The sequence below is a fragment of the Mycolicibacterium canariasense genome (assembly GCF_002101555.1).
Classification (GTDB): Bacteria; Actinomycetota; Actinomycetes; order Mycobacteriales; family Mycobacteriaceae; genus Mycobacterium; species Mycobacterium canariasense.
The window spans coordinates 341,492-358,843 of the sequence record NZ_LQOL01000052.1 but is presented as its reverse complement, the minus strand read 5'-3'; the positions used below and the strand labels follow the sequence as shown (position 1 = coordinate 358,843).

Annotated in this window: 18 protein-coding genes; 4 read left to right on the top strand and 14 right to left on the bottom strand. The window is 69.3% G+C overall.

The annotated features are described in order from the left end of the window. Positions 1-45: 45 nt before the first annotated feature. Positions 46-1,614, top strand: a complete 1,569-nt coding sequence (locus AWB94_RS17690) for an amino acid permease (RefSeq protein WP_062656440.1) — start codon at positions 46-48, stop codon at positions 1,612-1,614. Positions 1,615-1,657: 43 nt separating this feature from the next. Here AWB94_RS17690 and AWB94_RS17685 read toward each other — a convergent pair whose 3' ends face one another. The 12 genes from AWB94_RS17685 to dxr all read right to left on the bottom strand — a co-directional run bounded on the left by AWB94_RS17685 (position 1,658) and on the right by dxr (position 13,229). Beyond that, positions 1,658-2,221 carry an alpha/beta fold hydrolase gene (locus AWB94_RS17685; protein WP_062656439.1) on the bottom strand — a complete coding sequence of 188 codons (564 nt, stop codon included), beginning with the start codon at positions 2,219-2,221 and terminating at the stop codon, positions 1,658-1,660. Positions 2,222-2,284: 63 nt separating this feature from the next. After that, positions 2,285-2,944 (bottom strand): hypothetical protein, encoded by a 660-nt coding sequence (locus AWB94_RS17680; protein ID WP_062656438.1) that lies wholly within the window; start codon positions 2,942-2,944, stop codon positions 2,285-2,287. Positions 2,945-3,039: 95 nt separating this feature from the next. Beyond that, a complete protein-coding gene (locus AWB94_RS17675) occupies positions 3,040-3,381 on the bottom strand; it encodes a DUF3140 domain-containing protein (RefSeq protein ID WP_062656437.1) in 342 nt (113 codons plus the stop codon). Between the two features lie 19 nt (positions 3,382-3,400). Then, the gene (gene usfY / locus AWB94_RS17670) at positions 3,401-3,685 is read right to left on the bottom strand and encodes a protein UsfY (protein WP_062656436.1); all 285 of its coding nucleotides are present in this window, start codon (positions 3,683-3,685) and stop codon (positions 3,401-3,403) included. A 58-nt stretch (positions 3,686-3,743) separates the two neighbouring features. Beyond that, positions 3,744-5,234, bottom strand: coding sequence for a cobyric acid synthase (locus tag AWB94_RS17665; protein ID WP_062656435.1), 1,491 nt, complete (start codon positions 5,232-5,234; stop codon positions 3,744-3,746). Continuing rightward, complete coding sequence (map, locus tag AWB94_RS17660; RefSeq protein WP_062656434.1) at positions 5,231-6,088, bottom strand: type I methionyl aminopeptidase; 858 nt, start codon at positions 6,086-6,088, stop codon at positions 5,231-5,233. The genes AWB94_RS17665 and map overlap by 4 nt, the downstream gene beginning before the upstream one ends. 53 nt (positions 6,089-6,141) lie before the next feature. Further along, a complete protein-coding gene (locus AWB94_RS17655; RefSeq protein WP_062656433.1) occupies positions 6,142-6,753 on the bottom strand; it encodes a DUF1707 SHOCT-like domain-containing protein in 612 nt (203 codons plus the stop codon). 42 nt (positions 6,754-6,795) lie between these two features. Further along, the gene (locus AWB94_RS17650; RefSeq protein ID WP_062656432.1) at positions 6,796-8,613 is read right to left on the bottom strand and encodes a penicillin-binding transpeptidase domain-containing protein; all 1,818 of its coding nucleotides are present in this window, start codon (positions 8,611-8,613) and stop codon (positions 6,796-6,798) included. Between the two features lie 71 nt (positions 8,614-8,684). After that, the gene (locus AWB94_RS17645) at positions 8,685-9,539 is read right to left on the bottom strand and encodes a GNAT family N-acetyltransferase (protein ID WP_062656431.1); all 855 of its coding nucleotides are present in this window, start codon (positions 9,537-9,539) and stop codon (positions 8,685-8,687) included. Positions 9,540-9,614: 75 nt separating this feature from the next. Beyond that, positions 9,615-10,784 carry a flavodoxin-dependent (E)-4-hydroxy-3-methylbut-2-enyl-diphosphate synthase gene (gene ispG, locus AWB94_RS17640; protein ID WP_062656430.1) on the bottom strand — a complete coding sequence of 390 codons (1,170 nt, stop codon included), beginning with the start codon at positions 10,782-10,784 and terminating at the stop codon, positions 9,615-9,617. A 25-nt stretch (positions 10,785-10,809) separates the two neighbouring features. Next, positions 10,810-12,045 (bottom strand): M50 family metallopeptidase, encoded by a 1,236-nt coding sequence (locus AWB94_RS17635; RefSeq protein WP_062656429.1) that lies wholly within the window; start codon positions 12,043-12,045, stop codon positions 10,810-10,812. Further along, positions 12,042-13,229, bottom strand: a complete 1,188-nt coding sequence (gene dxr, locus AWB94_RS17630; RefSeq protein WP_062656618.1) for a 1-deoxy-D-xylulose-5-phosphate reductoisomerase — start codon at positions 13,227-13,229, stop codon at positions 12,042-12,044. The genes AWB94_RS17635 and dxr overlap by 4 nt, the downstream gene beginning before the upstream one ends. Positions 13,230-13,393: 164 nt before the next feature. Here dxr and AWB94_RS17625 point away from each other — a divergent pair, with 164 nt between their 5' ends. After that, positions 13,394-14,059, top strand: coding sequence for a fasciclin domain-containing protein (locus AWB94_RS17625; protein ID WP_062656428.1), 666 nt, complete (start codon positions 13,394-13,396; stop codon positions 14,057-14,059). A 93-nt stretch (positions 14,060-14,152) separates the two neighbouring features. On the opposite strand, the gene sigI is transcribed toward AWB94_RS17625, so the two are convergent. After that, positions 14,153-14,986, bottom strand: coding sequence for an RNA polymerase sigma factor SigI (gene sigI, locus AWB94_RS17620; RefSeq protein WP_062656427.1), 834 nt, complete (start codon positions 14,984-14,986; stop codon positions 14,153-14,155). A gap of 71 nt (positions 14,987-15,057) precedes the next feature. Between sigI and AWB94_RS17615 the strand changes: the two genes are divergently transcribed. Together AWB94_RS17615 and AWB94_RS17610 are read left to right on the top strand one after the other, a co-directional pair. Next, the gene (locus AWB94_RS17615) at positions 15,058-15,924 is read left to right on the top strand and encodes an NmrA family NAD(P)-binding protein (protein WP_062656426.1); all 867 of its coding nucleotides are present in this window, start codon (positions 15,058-15,060) and stop codon (positions 15,922-15,924) included. Further along, positions 15,917-16,372 carry a nitroreductase family deazaflavin-dependent oxidoreductase gene (locus tag AWB94_RS17610; protein ID WP_062656425.1) on the top strand — a complete coding sequence of 152 codons (456 nt, stop codon included), beginning with the start codon at positions 15,917-15,919 and terminating at the stop codon, positions 16,370-16,372. The genes AWB94_RS17615 and AWB94_RS17610 overlap by 8 nt, the downstream gene beginning before the upstream one ends. Positions 16,373-16,396: 24 nt before the next feature. Here the strand turns inward: AWB94_RS17610 and puuE are convergent, their stop codons facing one another. Continuing rightward, positions 16,397-17,308 (bottom strand): allantoinase PuuE, encoded by a 912-nt coding sequence (puuE, locus tag AWB94_RS17605; RefSeq protein WP_062656424.1) that lies wholly within the window; start codon positions 17,306-17,308, stop codon positions 16,397-16,399. Positions 17,309-17,352 lie beyond the last annotated feature (44 nt).

Sequence of the window (17,352 nt, the reverse complement as noted above, 5' to 3'; positions counted from 1 at the left end):
TATTCTGCCCCCTAGATCCGGGGGTCCGCCGACAAGGAGACTGCTGTGCCAGAAGGCCATGAACTGCTCGACGAGGACGAACGACATCTCGCCAGCCTCGGCTACACCCAGGAACTGCACCGGTCCTGGTCGAGTTTCTCCAACTTCGCCATCTCGTTCTCCATCATCTCCATCCTGGCCGGGTGTTTCACCTCGTTCGGCCTGGGCTGGAACAACGGCGGTCCCGCCGCCATCGCCTGGGGCTGGCCGATCATCGCGGTCTTCATCCTGATCATCGGGCTCTGCATGTCCGAGCTGGTCTCGGCGTTCCCGACCTCCGGCGGAATCTATTGGTGGGCAGCCAAGCTCGGCGGACCCAAGGCCGGTTTCTACACCGGCTGGCTGAACCTGATCGGCCTGATCGCCATCCTGGCGTCGGTGGCCTACGGCAGCGCCACCTTCCTGGACCTCACGCTGGGCACCTTCAGTCAATGGTGGCTGTCCCACTACAGCCTGGAGCGGGTGTTCGTCATGTTCCTGGCCATCCTGGTGGTGGTGGCCGTCATCAACATCTTCTCGTCGCACCTGCTGGCGGTCATCAACAACATCTCGGTGTGGTGGCACGTCTTCGGGGCGGCGGCGGTGATCGTCATCCTGTGGCTCATCCCGGCCCAGCACGCCAGCTTCTCCACCGTGTTCGCCACCACCGTCAACAACACCGGCTTCTTCGGCGGCTCTACCTCGGGCCTGGCGTTCCTGTTCTTCGTGCTGCCCATGTCTGCGATCCTGACCCAGTACACGATCACCGGCTACGATGCGTCGGCTCACCTGTCGGAAGAGACCAAGAGCGCAGCCGACGGTGCGGCCAAAGGCATCTGGCGGTCCATCTTCTACTCCGCGATCGGCGGCTGGATCCTGTTGTTGACGTTCCTGTTCGCGGTCCAGGACGTCGACGGGGTGACCGCCGGCGGTGGCGCGGTGGCCACCATCTTCACCCAGGCCATGGATTCCAAGTGGGTCGGCGTCGTGCTGCTGATCTCGACGGCGGGCCAGTTGTTCTGCACCACCGCCTGCCAGACCAGCGCCTCCCGGATGCTGTTCGCCTTCAGCCGGGACCGCGCGGTCCCCGGGCATCAGCTGTGGTCGAAGGTCAACGCCAACCGGGTGCCCGCCAATGCGGTCATGGTGACCGCGGCGATCGCCGCCCTGCTGACGCTGCCCGCGCTGGTGAAGGTGGACATCAACGGGGCCCCGGTACCCGTCGCCTTCTTCGCCGTGGTCTCCATCGGCGTCGTCGGCCTCTACCTGTGTTTCGCGGTGCCGATCTACTACCGCTGGAAGGCCGGTGACGCGTTCCCCCTGGGCAAATGGAACCTGCGCGGGCACCACAAGTGGATGGCGCCGGTGGCCCTGGCCGAGATCGTCATCACCTCCATCATCGCCATGTTCCCCACCTCCATCGGCGGCGCGCCCTGGGATCCGAGCTTCGAGTGGAAGTTCGTCAACTACACGCCGATCCTGGTGGGCACCGTGCTGGTGCTGCTCTACATCTACTGGCATGTGTCGGTGAAGCACTGGTTCACCGGTCCGGTGAAGCAGGTGGACATCACCGGCGGCGAGCTGACCGACGCCTGAGCCTGAGCTCGCCTACCGGTCCACACCCCGTCGCTTCGCTCGCCTACCACGTACTGGTGCGCATCACGATCTCGGTGGCGACCTGGGCGGTGGACTCGCCGGCATTGCGCCGGCCGAGCAACTCCACCAGGCGGTACTCACCGTAGACGTAGCGCTGGCTGGCGACGGCCACCGCACGCGCGGCGGGGTTGCTCACCAGCACGGTGGTGTTCATCTCCACCGGCGGGCAGGTGTCGTCGCGGATGACCCCGGCCTGGTCGGCCACCCGGGGGTGGCCGCGGTCGATCGCCACCAGGCCGATGAACCGGTCCAGCCGGGTCGCCGCCAGCCGCCAGGCCAGTTCGCCGCCGAGGCGGTCCCCGACCAGCAGACCCCACCGCACCCCGAGCACGTCGAGCACGCCGACCACCGAGTCGGCCGTCACCTGCGGGTCGGGGTAGATGACGATGGTCCGGAGCGATGCGTTGTGCAGCCGCTGGCACACGGCGTCGTAGGCGCGGGCACCGGGAGCCGCGGCGCCCAGCAGCACCACCACGCCGCCCTTGTCCGGGCCGGCCACCTCCACGGCGACGGGCACCCCGTCGACGGTCACCATGGTCGAAGGCATTGCGTCACGCTAGGACATCATCCGGTCCGGCATGGCCGTTTTGGCCCGTCTGCAATCCGGGTTTCAGCGCTGCGCGAGACGGTGCGCCTGTTTGCCGACGACCTCGGTGAAAGTTTGCGGCAGCGTGGCCCGGACCGGCACGGTCGGGTCCGGCGTCGGGAACGCAACCGCGAAAACCGCCATCCCGTCGACGTTTTCGAACGACGAGTAGACGCTGCTGCGTTCGGAGCCGAGCTGCATCGTCTGCTCGTAGACCAGTGCGCCGGGGCGGTCGGTGCTCAGCCGGGTGGTGGTCATCGGGATGCCGGGCATGGACCGGTCGAAGAAGGTCTCATAACGCGCGCACCGATGCGCGGTCGCGGTGATGGCGTCCAGATCCAGTTGCCAGCTGGACACCGTGACCACCATGCGGGCCCCGTCGTAGCTGACGCTGTACTTGGCGGCGCTGCCCGGCCCCCGTTCGGCCGAGGCGGCGATCACCCGGGTGAAGCCGTCACTGCAGCCCTCCGGGGTGGACAGCATGGCCGGCGGTGCACCCGCGCCGTCGGGTACACCGGGCTGCTCGACGATCCGGTCATAGCGCACGCCGGCCGGGAAGTCGGGCGCGGTCAGCACGACGTTCTGCAGCCGGGCACCCGGCCAGGTCGCGGTTCCGGTCACCACCTCGCCGCAGCCGGCGACCGCCACCGCGGTCAACGCCGCCCCTACCAGCCGGGCCGTCATCGCCCCAGGTTACCGGCACGGCCGCCGGTCAGGTGCGGCGCTTGGCCACCTCGGGTTCGTCATCGGCCGAGGGTTCGGGTGCGCGCCAGTCCCGTTCACTCGACCGGTTTGAGTGGGTCGTGGCCGATGGTCATCAGCGCTCGGCGCCATTCCTGTTGCCCCGCTGTGGGTTCCATGTCGACGCCGCGCTCGGCGTGCACCATGTCGACGACCTGGCGCATGGTTTGCGCGTCGGCGTCGGTCAGGTCGGAGCGCCGCTTCTGCAGCACCGCGAGGACGCGCCGCCCGTACTCGGGGGCAGCCTCGTCGGGAAACCGCTCTGCAGTCTCGCCGGAGGCCATCGTGCGCAGCCAATCCGACAGCTCCCGCGACGACATGTTCACGACGCGGTGGAATTCCTCCCACAAACCGGCGTCGACTTCGGTGTTCCGGTGCACAGCACCACCTCCCGTGGGTTCAGCTGCTGGAGTCGGGCTGCCTGGCGTCCTCCATTCGGCGCACCCGCCGGTGCTCGACAGCGAACCAGCTCATCGACACCACGAACACGACGGCGGCGATGGCGGCCAGCACCGTGCCCGTGCCGGTGTGCGCGGTGGCGAAGGCCGCCAGGCAACCGACGAAGGCCACCAGGGCGACGCCGAGCAGTACCAGCGCCGGGAAATTCTTGTTGTCCTTCATGGACTCACCCGCATGGGGGCGCGTCGTGCGCGCATGATCCAACGGGTCCTGTGGCGACCGCATGGCAACTCCTTCCCCTCCTGAGCTACCCGGCGCCCGTGGCGCCCAAACGCCGATGCGGTCAGGCGGGGCCGGTGGTCGAGGAGATGACCGGACGCTGCGGCGGCCCGTCCAGCAGGGCGAGCACCGCGTCGAGGTCGGCGTGGGCGGCCAGCGCGTCGGCCATCACGTCCAGCTGTGCGTCCCGCCGCGCCCGCACATCGGTGTCGGCGGCCACCACGAAGCCGGTGCGTCCGGCGGCCGCCGCCACCTCGCCGAGCCAGGCCCGGCGGATGTCGTCGTTGTCCAGCAGTCCGTGCCAGTGCGTGCCGAACACCGCACCGTCGCGGATGCCGACCCCGAGCCAATCCTGCGCACCGCAGCGGCGCACCTGACCGTGGTGGATCTCGTAGCCGTGCAGCGGGGTCTCCCAGTGCCGCAGCGTCTTCTGCGGCTCGAAGACGATATCGGCGTCCAGCAGGCCCAGGCCGTCCACCGCCCCGGCCCGGGATTCCACCGGGTCGTCGATACGCCGGCACAACATCTGGAATCCACCGCACACACCCAGCACCGGACGCCCGGCCCGCGCGTGCGCGTGCACTGCCTCGGCCAGACCACGGCCCCGCAACCAGGCCAGATCGGAGACGGTGGCCTTGCTGCCCGGCAGCAGCACGACGTCGGCGTCGGCGATATCCGCCGGTTCGGCGACCCAGCGCACCAGCACGCCGGGTTCGCAGGCCAGGGCCTCCACGTCGGTCGAGTTCGAGATGCGGGGCAGCCGCACCGCAGCCACCCGCAGCCACTGCCGCCCCAGGGGCGCCACCGGGTCACCGAGGGTGGCGCCGGCGGTCACCGACAGCGAGTCCTCGGTGTCCAGCCACAACGACTCGAGGTGCGGGATCACGCCGTAGGTCGGCCGGCCGGTCCGGTGCCGCAGCTGATCCAACCCCGGGGCCAGCAGGGCCGGGTCGCCCCGGAACTTGTTGACCAGGTAGCCGCTGATGAGTTTCTGGTCCTCGGGCTCGAGCACCGCGACGGTGCCGAACAGGTGCGCCAGCAGGCCGCCGCGGTCGATATCGCCGACCAGCAGCACGGCCAGCCGGGCGGCGCGCGCCAGACCCATGTTCGCCAGATCGGTGGCCCGCAGGTTGATCTCGGCCGGCGAGCCGGCGCCCTCACAGATGACCGCGTCGAATTCGGTTCGCAGCGAAGCCAATTCGTCGGCGACGATGGTGGCCAGCTCGGTGCGCCGGGTGAAGTAGTCGCCGGCGGCCATGGTTCCGGCGACCTGGCCGCGCACCACCAGCTGCGACGTGCGGTCGCTGCCGGGTTTGAGCAGGATCGGGTTGAACCGGATGCTGGGGGCCAGGCCCGCGGCACGAGCCTGCATGGCTTGTGCGCGGCCGATCTCCCCGCCCTCGACCGTGACGGCCGAGTTGTTGCTCATGTTCTGCGCCTTGAACGGCGCCACCCGGATTCCCTTGCGGGCCAACAGCCGGCACAGCCCGGCGACGACCATGGACTTGCCCGCGTCGGAGGTGGTGCCTGCGACCAGCAGGGCGCCGCCGGTCACGCCAGGGTGAGGATGTCGGCGCCGTCCGCGGTGACCACCAGCGTGTGCTCGAACTGCGCGGTCCACTTGCGATCCTTGGTGGCGACGGTCCAGCCGTCGTCCCAGATCTCGTAGTCCAGCGAGCCCAGGTTGATCATCGGCTCGATGGTGAACGTCATCCCGGGTTCCAGCACGGTGTCGACGGCCGGCTGGTCGTAGTGCAGCACCACCAGTCCGTTGTGGAAGGTGGTGCCGATTCCGTGCCCGGTGAAATCACGAACAACGTTGTAGCCGAAGCGATTCGCATAGGACTCGATGACCCGGCCGACGACTGAGAGCTGACGGCCCGGCTTGACCGCCTTGATGGCCCGCATGGTCGCCTCGTGGGTGCGCTCCACCAGCAGCCGGTGTTCCTCGGAGACGTCCCCGGCCAGGAAGGTGGCGTTGGTGTCGCCGTGCACGCCGTCGATGTAGGCGGTGACGTCGATGTTGACGATGTCACCGTCCTCGATCACGGTGGAGTCCGGGATGCCGTGGCAGATCACCTCGTTGAGCGAGGTGCAGCAGGATTTCGGGAAGCCCTTGTAACCCAGGGTGGACGGGTAGGCCCCGTGGTCGATCATGTACTCGTGCGCCACCCGGTCCAGGTGGTCGGTGGTCACGCCGGGGGCCACCGCCTTGCCGGCCTCGGCCAGGGCGCCGGCGGCGATCCGGCCCGCCACCCGCATCTTCTCGATCACCTCGGAGGTCTGCACCCACGGCTCGTGGCCCTCGACGGCGGTCGGTTTCCAGGCGTACTCCGGACGGGGGATGGACTTGGGCACCGGCAGGGTCGGGGACAGCTCACCGGACCGAAGGGGCGCGCGCACAGGCATGTGTCCAGCGTAATGGTGCGCATCCGGCTCCCGGCACCGGTGCCGGGCCATCCTCACCTTCGCCGGGCTCGAACCCCGCTGACATTGCGCAGCCGCGGCGGCACCCAGGAGCGCCGTGGACCCCGGATGTCCACCGACCCGCAGACGACCTTGCCGGTGAAGACGATGTGTGGGGTGCCTTCGGCGGGAGCGTCCCTGCGGTGGTCGGTGGCGCTGCCCACGACGACCTCGACATCGTCGATGGACGCGCTGGCCCCGTCCGGCAGCCGGATGTCCAGCCCGCCGAACTTGAGGTCGAGTTCGACCACGATCATCGGTCCGGCGAACCGGGCCCGGGTCAGGTCGAGATCCACCGACCCCATCCGGCGGTGCAGGGCCAGCCGGCTGGGCACCACCCACTCCCCCTGCCGCTTCAGCGAACCCAGCACACCGCGCAACTCGACCCGGTCGGCCGCCGACGTCACGATCGCACCCGGCCCGGGCAGATCACCGACGAGTTGGTCCAGATCGGAATGCAGCCGAGCCGCCGAGACCAGCGCCGAGCGCTCCTCGAACTCGCCGATGTCGATCAGCCCGAGGGCCACCGCATTGTGCAGCCGCCGCAGGGTGCCGTTGCGATCGGCGTCGGAGACGCGCAGAGGCGTGTGATCGTCAAGGCCTGTCATGGTGGTTCCTCCGGCACCCAGGCTACCGAGGACCGCAGCCGGTCAGGCCAAGTAGTCCGGCGGCAGGCCGTTGAGCATGTCCCGGCACATCCGGACCGCGTACTCCGAGCTGCCGCCGCCGACGATCAGTGCGGCGAACGCCAGGTCACCGCGGTACCCGGCGAACCAGGCATGTGAGCCGCCGTTGAACTCGGCCTCCCCGGTCTTGCCGCGGACGTCGCCGAGCCCGTTGAGCTCCTTGGCGGTGCCGTTGGTCACCACCAGTCGCATCATGGGCCGCACGGCGTCCAGCATCTTGGCCGAGATGGGCGCCCCGGCGGCGGTCACCTGGGTTTGCCGGCCCAGGATGAGTTGGGGCACCGGTGTTTTCCCGGCCGCGACGGTGGCCGCCACCAACGCCATCCCGAACGGGCTGGCCAGCACCTTGCCCTGGCCGAAACCGTCCTCGGTGCGTTCGGCGAGGTCGACCGTGGGCGGAACCGACCCGGTGACCGTCGGGATTCCGTCCACCACGAAGTCCGAGCCGAGGCCGTACTGTGCGGCGGCCTGGGTGAGGCCGCGCGGTGGCATGGTGCTGGCCAGTTCGGCGAAGGTGGTGTTGCACGAGTTCGCGAACGCTCGCGACATCGGCACCGTGCCCAGGTCGAAGGCGTTGTAGTTGGTGACGACGCGGTGGCCGATCTCCAGCGTGCCGGGGCAGCCGAGCAGCGTGTTCGGGGTCGCCATATCGCGCTCGATCGCCGCGCCCGCGGTGACGATCTTGAACGTCGATCCCGGCGGGTACAGCCCCATGGTGGCCGTCGGCCCGTCGGCGTCGGCGGCGGGATTCTGGGCGACCGCCAGGATCTCCCCCGTCGACGGTTTGATCGCCACGATCATCGCCTTCTTGCCGACCATGTTCACGGCATCCTGCGCGGCGTTCTGCACCGCGCGGTCCAGGCTGATGGTGACCGACGGGGCCGGGTTTCCGGGCACCTCGTTGAGGACGTCGACGTCCACCCCGTTCTGGTTGACGCTGACCACCCGCCAGCCGGCCTGACCCACCAGGTCGGCCGAGACGGCCTTCTTGACCTCCGAGATGATGGCCGGCGCGAAGTGCTCGTCGGTGGGCATCATCTCGGGCTGCGGGGTGATCACCACGCCAGGCTTCTTCCCGATTGCCGCCGATACCCGGTCGTTGTCGTCCTTGCGCAGCGTGATGAGATCCAGCGGCTTGGTCGACGAGCTCGCTTCCTCGGCCAGCCGCTGCGCGTCCAGGGTGTCGTCGAAGGGCCGCAGCGCGTCGACCACCGCCCGCGCCGTCGGCATCAGGTCGGCACCGGCGACCCGCGCGTCCAGCGCGTAGTGGTACAGGTAGCCCGGGACCAGCACGTCGGTGCCGCCACGCTCGTTGACCGAGGCCCGCCGCGGCGGGTCGGCGCGCAGGGCCAGCGTCTGGTTCTCACCGAGCTGTGGGTGCAGTCCGGTGGCACTCCACCGAACCTGCCAGTGCCCCTCGTCGCGGATCATGTTGAGTTCGCCGTCGTACGTCCAGACCCGGTCCTTGGGCAGGTGCCAGCTGTAGCGGTACTTGATGGTGCCGGTGTCCCCGGCGTACTTGGAGCCCAAAATCTGGGTGTCCAGCCGGCTGGCCTGCAAGCCGGACCACGCCTCGTTCAGCGCGGCCTGGGCCTGCGCCGGGTGATCGGCCAAATCCGCTGCCGCCGTGGTGTTTCCGGTGGCCAACGCGGTGAAGAACGCTTCCGCGGTGGGTTCGGGTCCGTTCGGCTTGGGTGTGCAGGCGCTCAACGAGGCGGCGGTCGCGACGACCGCCATCACGGCTGCGGCGACGCGCGAGACTGATGAGGTGATCGTTGCCATTGAGACAGATGTTAAAGATGTGACAACCCCAGACGGTGGAGGCGCACCGAGACCGGACCGTGATCCGCCGCTCAGTCGAGCAGCACGGTCGCGAAGGTACCCACCTGAGTGAAGCCGATCTTGGCGTACGCGCCGCGCGCGACGTGGTTGTAGCCGTTGACATAGAGGCTGGCCACCCGGCCGCCGCGCAACACGGCATCGGCCAGCGTGGCGGTGCCGGCGGCACCCAGCCCACGGCCCCGCCAGTCCGGATGCACCCACACCCCCTGGATCTGGCCCACCGTCGGTGACTGGGACCCGACCTCCGCCTTGAACACCACCTCACCGCCCTCGAAGCGGGCCCAGGCCCGGCCCGCCGCGATCAGGCCGGCGACCCGGCGCCGGTATCCGCGGCCGCCGTCGCCCATCCGCGGGTCGATCCCCACTTCGCCGATGAACATCTCGATGGCGGCCACCAGATAGGCGTCGAGTTCGTCCATCCGCACCGGCCGTACCGCAGGATCGAGGGCGCACTGGGGCGGACCGGACAGCGCCATCAACGGTTGGTCGTCGCGCACGTCGCGGGCCGCGCCCCAACCCACCTCCAGGCGCTGCCACAGCGGTAGCACCAACTCGGCCCGCCCGACCAGTGACGAACATCGCCGCGGCGCACTCATCGCCTTGTCGGCGAAGGCGGCGATGTCCTCGATTCCACCGCGCAGCGGAATCAGGTTCGCCCCTGCGTAACACAGCGATTCGGCGGCGCGGCCACGCGTCCACAGCTCACCGCCGATCGCATTCGGGTCCACGCCGTGGTCGAGCACCCGGCAGGCCACCATGCACGCACCGACCGGGTCCGCGTCGAGGACTTCACGCACCGAATCCAGGTCGCGTACCACCGTGACACGGCGCTCGTCGGTGAGGCGGTACAGGGGCGGAGCCGACATGAGCTTCTTTCTGAAACGTTCCCGAACCGAGTGGCAAACCTGAACCGGGGGTGAGCCCGCTCACAGCGCCAGGTTTCAGCTTACGGTGACAACCGGCGGGCCGGAGGGACTTCCTTGTGCGTCGGCCGCGCCGTCGATCTCCGAGGCGATGCGCATGGCCTCTTCGATCAAGGTCTCCACGATCATCGCCTCGGGCACCGTCTTGACCACTTCACCCTTGACGAAGATCTGCCCCTTGCCGTTGCCCGATGCCACCCCGAGGTCCGCTTCGCGGGCTTCGCCGGGTCCGTTCACCACGCATCCCATCACCGCCACGCGCAATGGCACGTCGAGGCCGTCCAGTCCCGCCGACACCGCATTGGCCAGGGTGTACACGTCGACCTGCGCGCGCCCACAGGACGGACAGGACACGATCTCCAGGCCGCGCGGCCGCAGGTTCAGCGACTCCAGGATCTGGGTGCCGACCTTGATCTCCTCGGCCGGCGGTGCCGACAGCGACACCCGGATGGTGTCGCCGATACCGCGCGAGAGCAGCGCACCGAACGCGACCGCGGACTTGATGGTGCCCTGGAAGGCCGGTCCGGCCTCGGTGACGCCGAGGTGCAGCGGATAGTCGCACTGGGCGGCCAGCTGCTCGTAGGCCGCGACCATGACCACCGGGTCGTTGTGCTTGACGCTGATCTTGATATCGCCGAAGCCGTGCTCCTCGAACAGCGAGGCCTCCCACAGCGCGGATTCGACCAGGGCCTCCGGGGTGGCCTTGCCGTACTTCTCCAGCATCCGCTTGTCCAGCGAGCCGGCATTCACGCCGATGCGGATCGGGATGCCGGCCGCGCCGGCGGCCTTGGCCACCTCCTTGACCCGGCCGTCGAATTCCTTGATGTTGCCCGGGTTCACCCGCACTGCCGCGCAGCCCGCGTCGATCGCGGCGAAGATGTACTTCGGCTGGAAGTGGATATCGGCGATGACGGGGATGTTGGCCTTCTTGGCGATGATCGGCAGCGCGTCGGCGTCCTCCTGCCGCGGGCAGGCCACCCGGACGATGTCGCAGCCGGAGGCGGTCAACTCGGCGATCTGCTGCAGCGTCGCGTTGATGTCGTGGGTCTTGGTGGTGCACATCGACTGCACCGAGATCGGCGAGTCGCTGCCCACCCCCACGTCGCCGACCTTGAGCTGGCGGGTCTTACGACGCGGAGCCAGGGTGGGTGCCGGCGGGGCCGGCATACCCAGACCGATGGAAGTCACTTCATCTCCAAACTTCAGGGTCCGACTATTGGAACAGTCTGATGGGGTTGACCAGGTCGGCGGTGACGGTCAACAGCATGTATCCGACGACGAACACCAGCACCACGTAGGTGGCCGGCATCAGCTTCAGGTAGTTCACCGGCGCCGCGGCGACCTTGCCGCGGGCCGCGCGGATCATGTTCCGGATCTTCTCGAACACCGCGATCGCGATGTGGCCGCCGTCGAACGGCAGCAGCGGGATCAGGTTCACCGCACCGAGCACGAAGTTCATCTGCGCCAGGAAGAACCAGAACGCCACCCACAACCCGTGATCGACGGTGTCGCCGCCGATGATGCTGGCGCCGACCACGCTGATCGGGGTCTCGGGGTCGCGTTCGCCGCCGCCGATGGCATTCACCAGGGCGCCGACCTTGGTGGGGATCTTGGCCAGCGATTTACCCAGTTCCACGGCCAGGTCCCCGGTGAAGGTGAAGGTGGCCGGGATCGCGGTGAGCGGGTTGTACTGGGTGGGTCCCGGCGGGGCGGCCGCACTGACGCCGATGGCGCCGACGGTCACCGTGGCGGTGGCGTCCTTGTCCGCGTACCGCTGCGTCCGGGTGACGTCGACGACGGTGGCAAAGCGTTGCCCGTCGCGTTCGTAGACCACCGGGACCGGGCCGGACAGCTTGCGGATGGCGGCGGCCATATCGGCGAACGTCGCCACCTCGTTGCCGTTGACCTTGACGATGGTGTCGCCGGGCCGGATACCGGCCTGCGCGGCCGGCCCGGGGCCCGGGTCCGGGCACGGCCCGAACGGGTTGTCTCCACCCTTGCTGATCTGCGGTGCGACACAGGAGGTTTCGCCGACGACCGCGGTGGTGGGCGGATGCAGATTGGGCAGGCCCCAGATGACGGCGATGGCATAGATGAGCACCAGGCCGATGAGGAAGTTCATGCCCGGCCCGGCGAACAGCACCGCGACGCGCTTCCAGACCTTCTGCCGGTACATCGCGTAGGGGCGCTCGTTGGGGGCCAGCTCTTCGACCGACGTCATCCCGGCGATATCGCAGAACCCGCCCAGCGGTACCGCCTTGAGGCCGTACTCGGTGTAGCCGAGCTTGTTGGGGCGCATGGTCGACCACAGTGTGGGGCCGAAGCCGACGAAGTAGCGGCGCACCTTCATGCCGGTGGCGCGCGCCACCCACATGTGCCCGCATTCGTGCAGGGCCACCGAGACCAGAATGGCCAGCGCGAACAGCGCGATGCCGATAGCAAACATCATCGGGCTGCGGTGACCTCCTGCGTCGGTGCGGTGCGGATCAGGCGCTGGGCCGCGGCTCTTGCCCAGTCCTGCGCGTCGAGTACTTCTTCCACGGTAGCGGGTTCGGCGGCCCACTGGTCTGCGGCGTGCAGCACGTCGGCAACCGTTCGCACGATCGACGGAAACGAGATACGGCCGGCCAGGAACGCCTCGGCCGCCTCTTCGTTGGCCGCGTTGTACACCGCGGTGAGACAGCCGCCCCGCCGCCCGGCGCTGCGGGCCAGTTCCACCGCCGGGAACACCGCCGCGTCCAGCGGCTCGAATGTCCAGGTCGACGCGGTGTTCCAGGCGCAGGCCGGCGCCGCCCCGGGCACCCGGTCCGGCCAACCCAGCGCCAGCGCGATCGGCAGCTTCATGTCCGGGGGGCTGGCCTGCGCCAGCGTGGACCCGTCGGTGAAGGTCACCATCGAATGCACGATGGACTGCGGATGCACCACCACCTCGATGCGGTCGTAGTCGACACCGAACAACAGGTGCGTCTCGATGAGCTCCAGACCCTTGTTGACCAGCGATGCCGAATTCAGGGTGTTCATCGGTCCCATCGACCAGGTGGGGTGCGCCCCGGCCTGCTCCGGGGTGACGCTTTCCAGGGCGTCGGCGGTCCAGCCGCGGAACGGACCGCCCGACGCCGTGAGTACCAGCGAGGCGACCTCGTCGGCGCTGCCGCCGCGCAGGCACTGCGCCAGCGCCGAATGCTCGGAGTCCACCGGGACGATCTGCCCGGGTGCGGCGGCGGCCAGCACCAGCGGGCCGCCGGCGACCAGCGATTCCTTGTTGGCCAAGGCCAGCCGGGCCCCGCTGTGCAGGGCGGCCAGGGTGGGTTTCAGGCCGAGCGCTCCGACCAGGGCGTTGAGCACCACATCGGCCTCGGTGTCCTCGACGATGCGGGTGGCCGCATCGGGCCCGCGGTAGGCCGCCTCGATCTTCGCCCCCGGGTCGGCGACGGCGATATTGCGGACACCGGTCTCCGCGGCCTGCCGGGCTAGCAGGTCGGCGTTACCGCCGCCGGCAGCCAGCCCCACCACCTCGAAACGCTCGGGATTGGCGGCGATGACCTCGAGCGCCTGGGTGCCGATGGAACCGGTGCTGCCCAGCAGCAGAACCCGTACCCGGTCGCTGCGCCCCTGCCCGCCGTATCCGCTCACCGATCCATTGTGCCGCGTCGAACGGCGGACGACGGTACCGACGCAGAATGCGGCATCCCGGCACGGATTCGTCCGGGCACCCATCCGGGCGGCCCGGCGCACCGAATACGTCGGTGAGGGCGGCAAAGGAGGCCGCTCCACGACAGATTCGAGTAATGCCAGTGATGACCAGAGCTCAATCGAAAACCCTCGCAGTGACCGGACTTTCGGCGCTCACCCTGTTCGCGGGCATCGCGTGTTCGAGGGATTCCTCCACCAGTGCGACCGCCGCTCCGGAGACCGCCACGTCGACCAGCGCGGCGGCGACCCCGACGTCGGCCATGGCCGATCCGGCCGCCGGTCTGGTCGGCAACGGTTGCGCGGCCTACGCCCAGCAGGTGCCCACCGGCCCGGGCTCGGTCGCCGGCATGGCGCAGGGGCCTGTCGCCGTCGCCGCCTCCCACAACCCGATGCTTACGACGCTCACCGCGGCGTTGTCCGGCAAACTGAACCCCAACGTCAACCTCGTCGAGACGCTGGACAGCAACCCCGGGCTCACGGTGTTCGCGCCCACCGATGACGCATTCGCCAAGATCGACGCGGCCACCCTGGACAAGCTCAAGACCGATTCCGACCTGCTGACCAAGATCCTGACCTACCACGTGGTCGAAGGGCAGGCCGGACCCATGCAGGTCGCCGGTGAGCACAAGACCCTGCAGGGCGGCACCGTCACGGTGACCGGCGCCGGCCCCGACCTGAAGGTCAACAACGCCGGACTGGTGTGCGGCGGGGTGAAGACCGCCAACGCGACGGTGTACATGATCGACACCGTCCTGATGCCCCCGGCGTAATCGACTGCGCCACAACAGAACCACGAGCGGCGCCCCAGCCGCGCATCGCCCCCGCAGCGCGCGGGGCGCCGCTCGTCCCCCGGATTCGTCCGGCTACCGCTGCCTGGCAGCCGGATCGGCGGTGGCCTCGATCTTCAGCACCCGCTCGCCGCGTAAGGTCAGCATCAGTACCGCGAACACCCGGCCGCGGTCGAAGGCCAGCAGCACCGATTCGGTTGGGCTGACCACGGTGGCGCCCGGTCCCAGGTAACGCAAGAGGTTCACCGCAACATCGTGCGGACCGTGATTGACCTGCTGCCGGTCCTGGTGCAACACCGTGCCCACGCCCCAGACCTGCGGATCGAGCACCGCCGTCAACGCGGCCAGATCGCCGTTGGCACAGGCGGTGATGAAGGCCTCGGTGGCGCGGCGGTGATCGGCCCGGGTCACCGCGGCCAGCCCGGGCCCGGCACCGGCGATCTTGGTCCTGGCTCGCCGGGCCAGCTGGCGGCAGGTGCCGACCGGCCGGCCGACGGTGGCGGCGATCTCCTCGAACGGCGTGCCGAACACGTCGTGCAGCACGAAGGCCACCCGCTCCGCCGGGCTGAGGGTGCGCAGCACCGCCAGCAGCGCCGCGCTGACCTCGTCGTCGAGGGTGACCCGGTCGGCCGGGCCGGGAACCGGGTCGGGCAGCGTCGCGGCGGCAACGTCGCCGTCGGGCCGAACCCGTTGCACCCGTGCCGAGCGCAGCAGATCCAGGCACAACCGGCCCGCCACCACCGTCAGCCATGCGCGGAGGTCGTCGACGGTTTCACCGGCCCGGGCCAACCGCAGAAAGGCCTCCTGGGCAATGTCTTCGGCGTCGCCGACATCGCCGAGCATCTGGTAGGCCAGGTTCACCAGATAGGCGTGGTGCGCCCGCCACGCGGTGTCGATCGATCCGGTCATGGTGTTATGACGATCTCGCGCCGCGAAAAGTTACGGGTAACTTTTCCCGACGGTGGCCCGTCCTTGATGGCATGACAACAATTCTGGTCACCGGGGCAACCGGCAATATCGGCCGCCCCCTCGTCACACATCTGCTCGATGCCGGGGCCGAGGTTCGTGCCGTCACCCGCTCGGCCTCACCGTTTCCGCCATCGGTGACCCCCTTGGTGACCGCGGTGCCCACCGCCGCGGCCGGCATGCCCGGCGCCGACGCGGTGTTCCTCAACTCCCGCGCGCTCGTCGGCGAGCTGGCCGCCACCGTGGAGCTCGCGCGCGCGTGCGGTGTCGGCAAGGTGGTGGCGCTCTCGGCCATCAACGCCGATGACGACGACGCCCGCCAGCCGTCCCGGGTGCGCGGCGACCGCAACCGGGAGTGTGAGCAACTGGCGATGGCCTCCGGTTTGGAGTGGGTGAGCCTACGCCCCACCGTGTTTGCCTCGAATTTCGCGGGCATGTGGGCCGGTCAGATCCGGGCGGCAGACGTGGTGAGCGGGCCGTATGCGCAAGCCGCCACGGCCGTCGTCGCCGAAACCGATATCGCCGCGGTGGCCGCGGTCGCGCTGCTGACCGATCGGCTCGACGGCCGGCGCATCCCGCTCACCGGCCCTCAGTCGCTCACCAACACCGAACTCGTCGCGACGATCGGCACGGTGCTCGGGCGCGACCTGCGCTACGCGGAGCTGCCACCGGCAGCGGTGCGCGGCCGCTTCGCCGCCATCGGGTTCCCCGCGGCATTCGCCGACGCCTATCTCGGCCTGCTCGAGGCCGGGCTGGGCCGTCCGGCGTCGGTCACCGGCGAGGTGCAGCGAATCCTGGGCCGGCCGGCCACGACGTTCGCGCAGTGGGTGCACGAGAACCGATCCCTGTTCACCGAATACCAAGGAGCCCAACATGTCTGACAAACTCAAGCCCCCTACCTGGCTCAAGCCGATGAACAAACTGGTGGTCGCCCTCGGCAGGCTCGGGGTGCCGGCCGGGCCGTCTCAGGTGCTCACGGTGCCGGGCCGCAGAACCGGGCAGCCGCGCAGCACACCCATGACACCATTCGAACACGGCGGAGCGCTGTACACCGTCGCGGGCTACCCGGGCGCGGACTGGGCGGCGAACGCCCGCGCCGCCGGGACCGGTGTACTGACCAGGGGCCGGCACTCCCGCCGGGTGCGCATCGTGGAACTGACCGTCGACCAGTCCCGGCCGGTGTTGCGCGCCTTCGCCGAGAAGGTGCCGGTAGGCGTCGGGTTCGCCAAGCGTTCGGGCCTGGTCACCGACGGCACCCCCGACGAGTTCGAGGCGCTGGCCGGCCGATTGGCGGTGTTCGAACTGCGATGTGTGGAGCCGCACCCGTAACCATTACGGGTGCGGCTCCACACATCACCGACCCGGCGGGAAGTGCTCGATCCAGTGCCGGGCGATGTCGACCCGGCGGGTGACCCAGACCGCGTCATGGCTCTGCACGTGGTCGAGGAACCGCTCCAGCGCGGCGATGCGGGCGGGCCGGCCCACCAGTCGGCAGTGCAGACCGATCGACAGCATCTTGGGCGCGCCGGCCTCGCCCTCGGCGTACAGCACGTCGAAGGCATCCCGCAGATAGTCGAAAAATTCTGTGCCACTGGGGAACCCACTGGTCGACACGTACTTCATGTCGTTGGTGTCCAGCGTATAGGGCACCACCAGATGGTCGCGCTCCCCGACCCGCGTCCAATACGGCAGGTCATCGGCATAGGAGTCCGAGTCGTACAGGAACCCGCCGTGTTCGACCACCAATTGCCGCGTCTGCGGCGAGTCCCGGCCGGTGTACCAGCCCAGCGGGGGCGCCCCGGTCAGCTCCGTCAGCAGCGCGACGGCCTGGGCCATGTGATCGCGTTCCAGCTCGACATCGGCCAGTTGATAACTCACCCAGCGCAGTCCGTGGCAGGCGATCTCGTCACCGCGTGCGGTGAACGCGGCCACCGCCGCGGGGTTACGGGCCAGGGCCATCGCCACCCCGAAGATCGTCAGCGGCAGGCCGCGACGGTCGAACACGCGCAGCACCCGCCACAGCCCGGCGCGGGAACCGTACTCGTACAGCGACTCCACGCTCAGGTGCCGATTCGGGAAGGACTGTGCACCGATCACGTCGGACAGGAAGGTCTCCGAGCCCGCGTCACCGTGCAGCACCGAGTTCTCGGCGCCCTCCTCGTAATTGAGCACGAACTGCACGGCGATCCTGGCTCCGCCGGGCCACCGCGGGTCGGGCGGGTGGGGTCCGTAGCCGATCAGGTCGCGCGGGTAGGCGTCAGCCATGTCTGGCACCGCAAGCTTCGCTCACGAAGCTAATGTCGCATGCC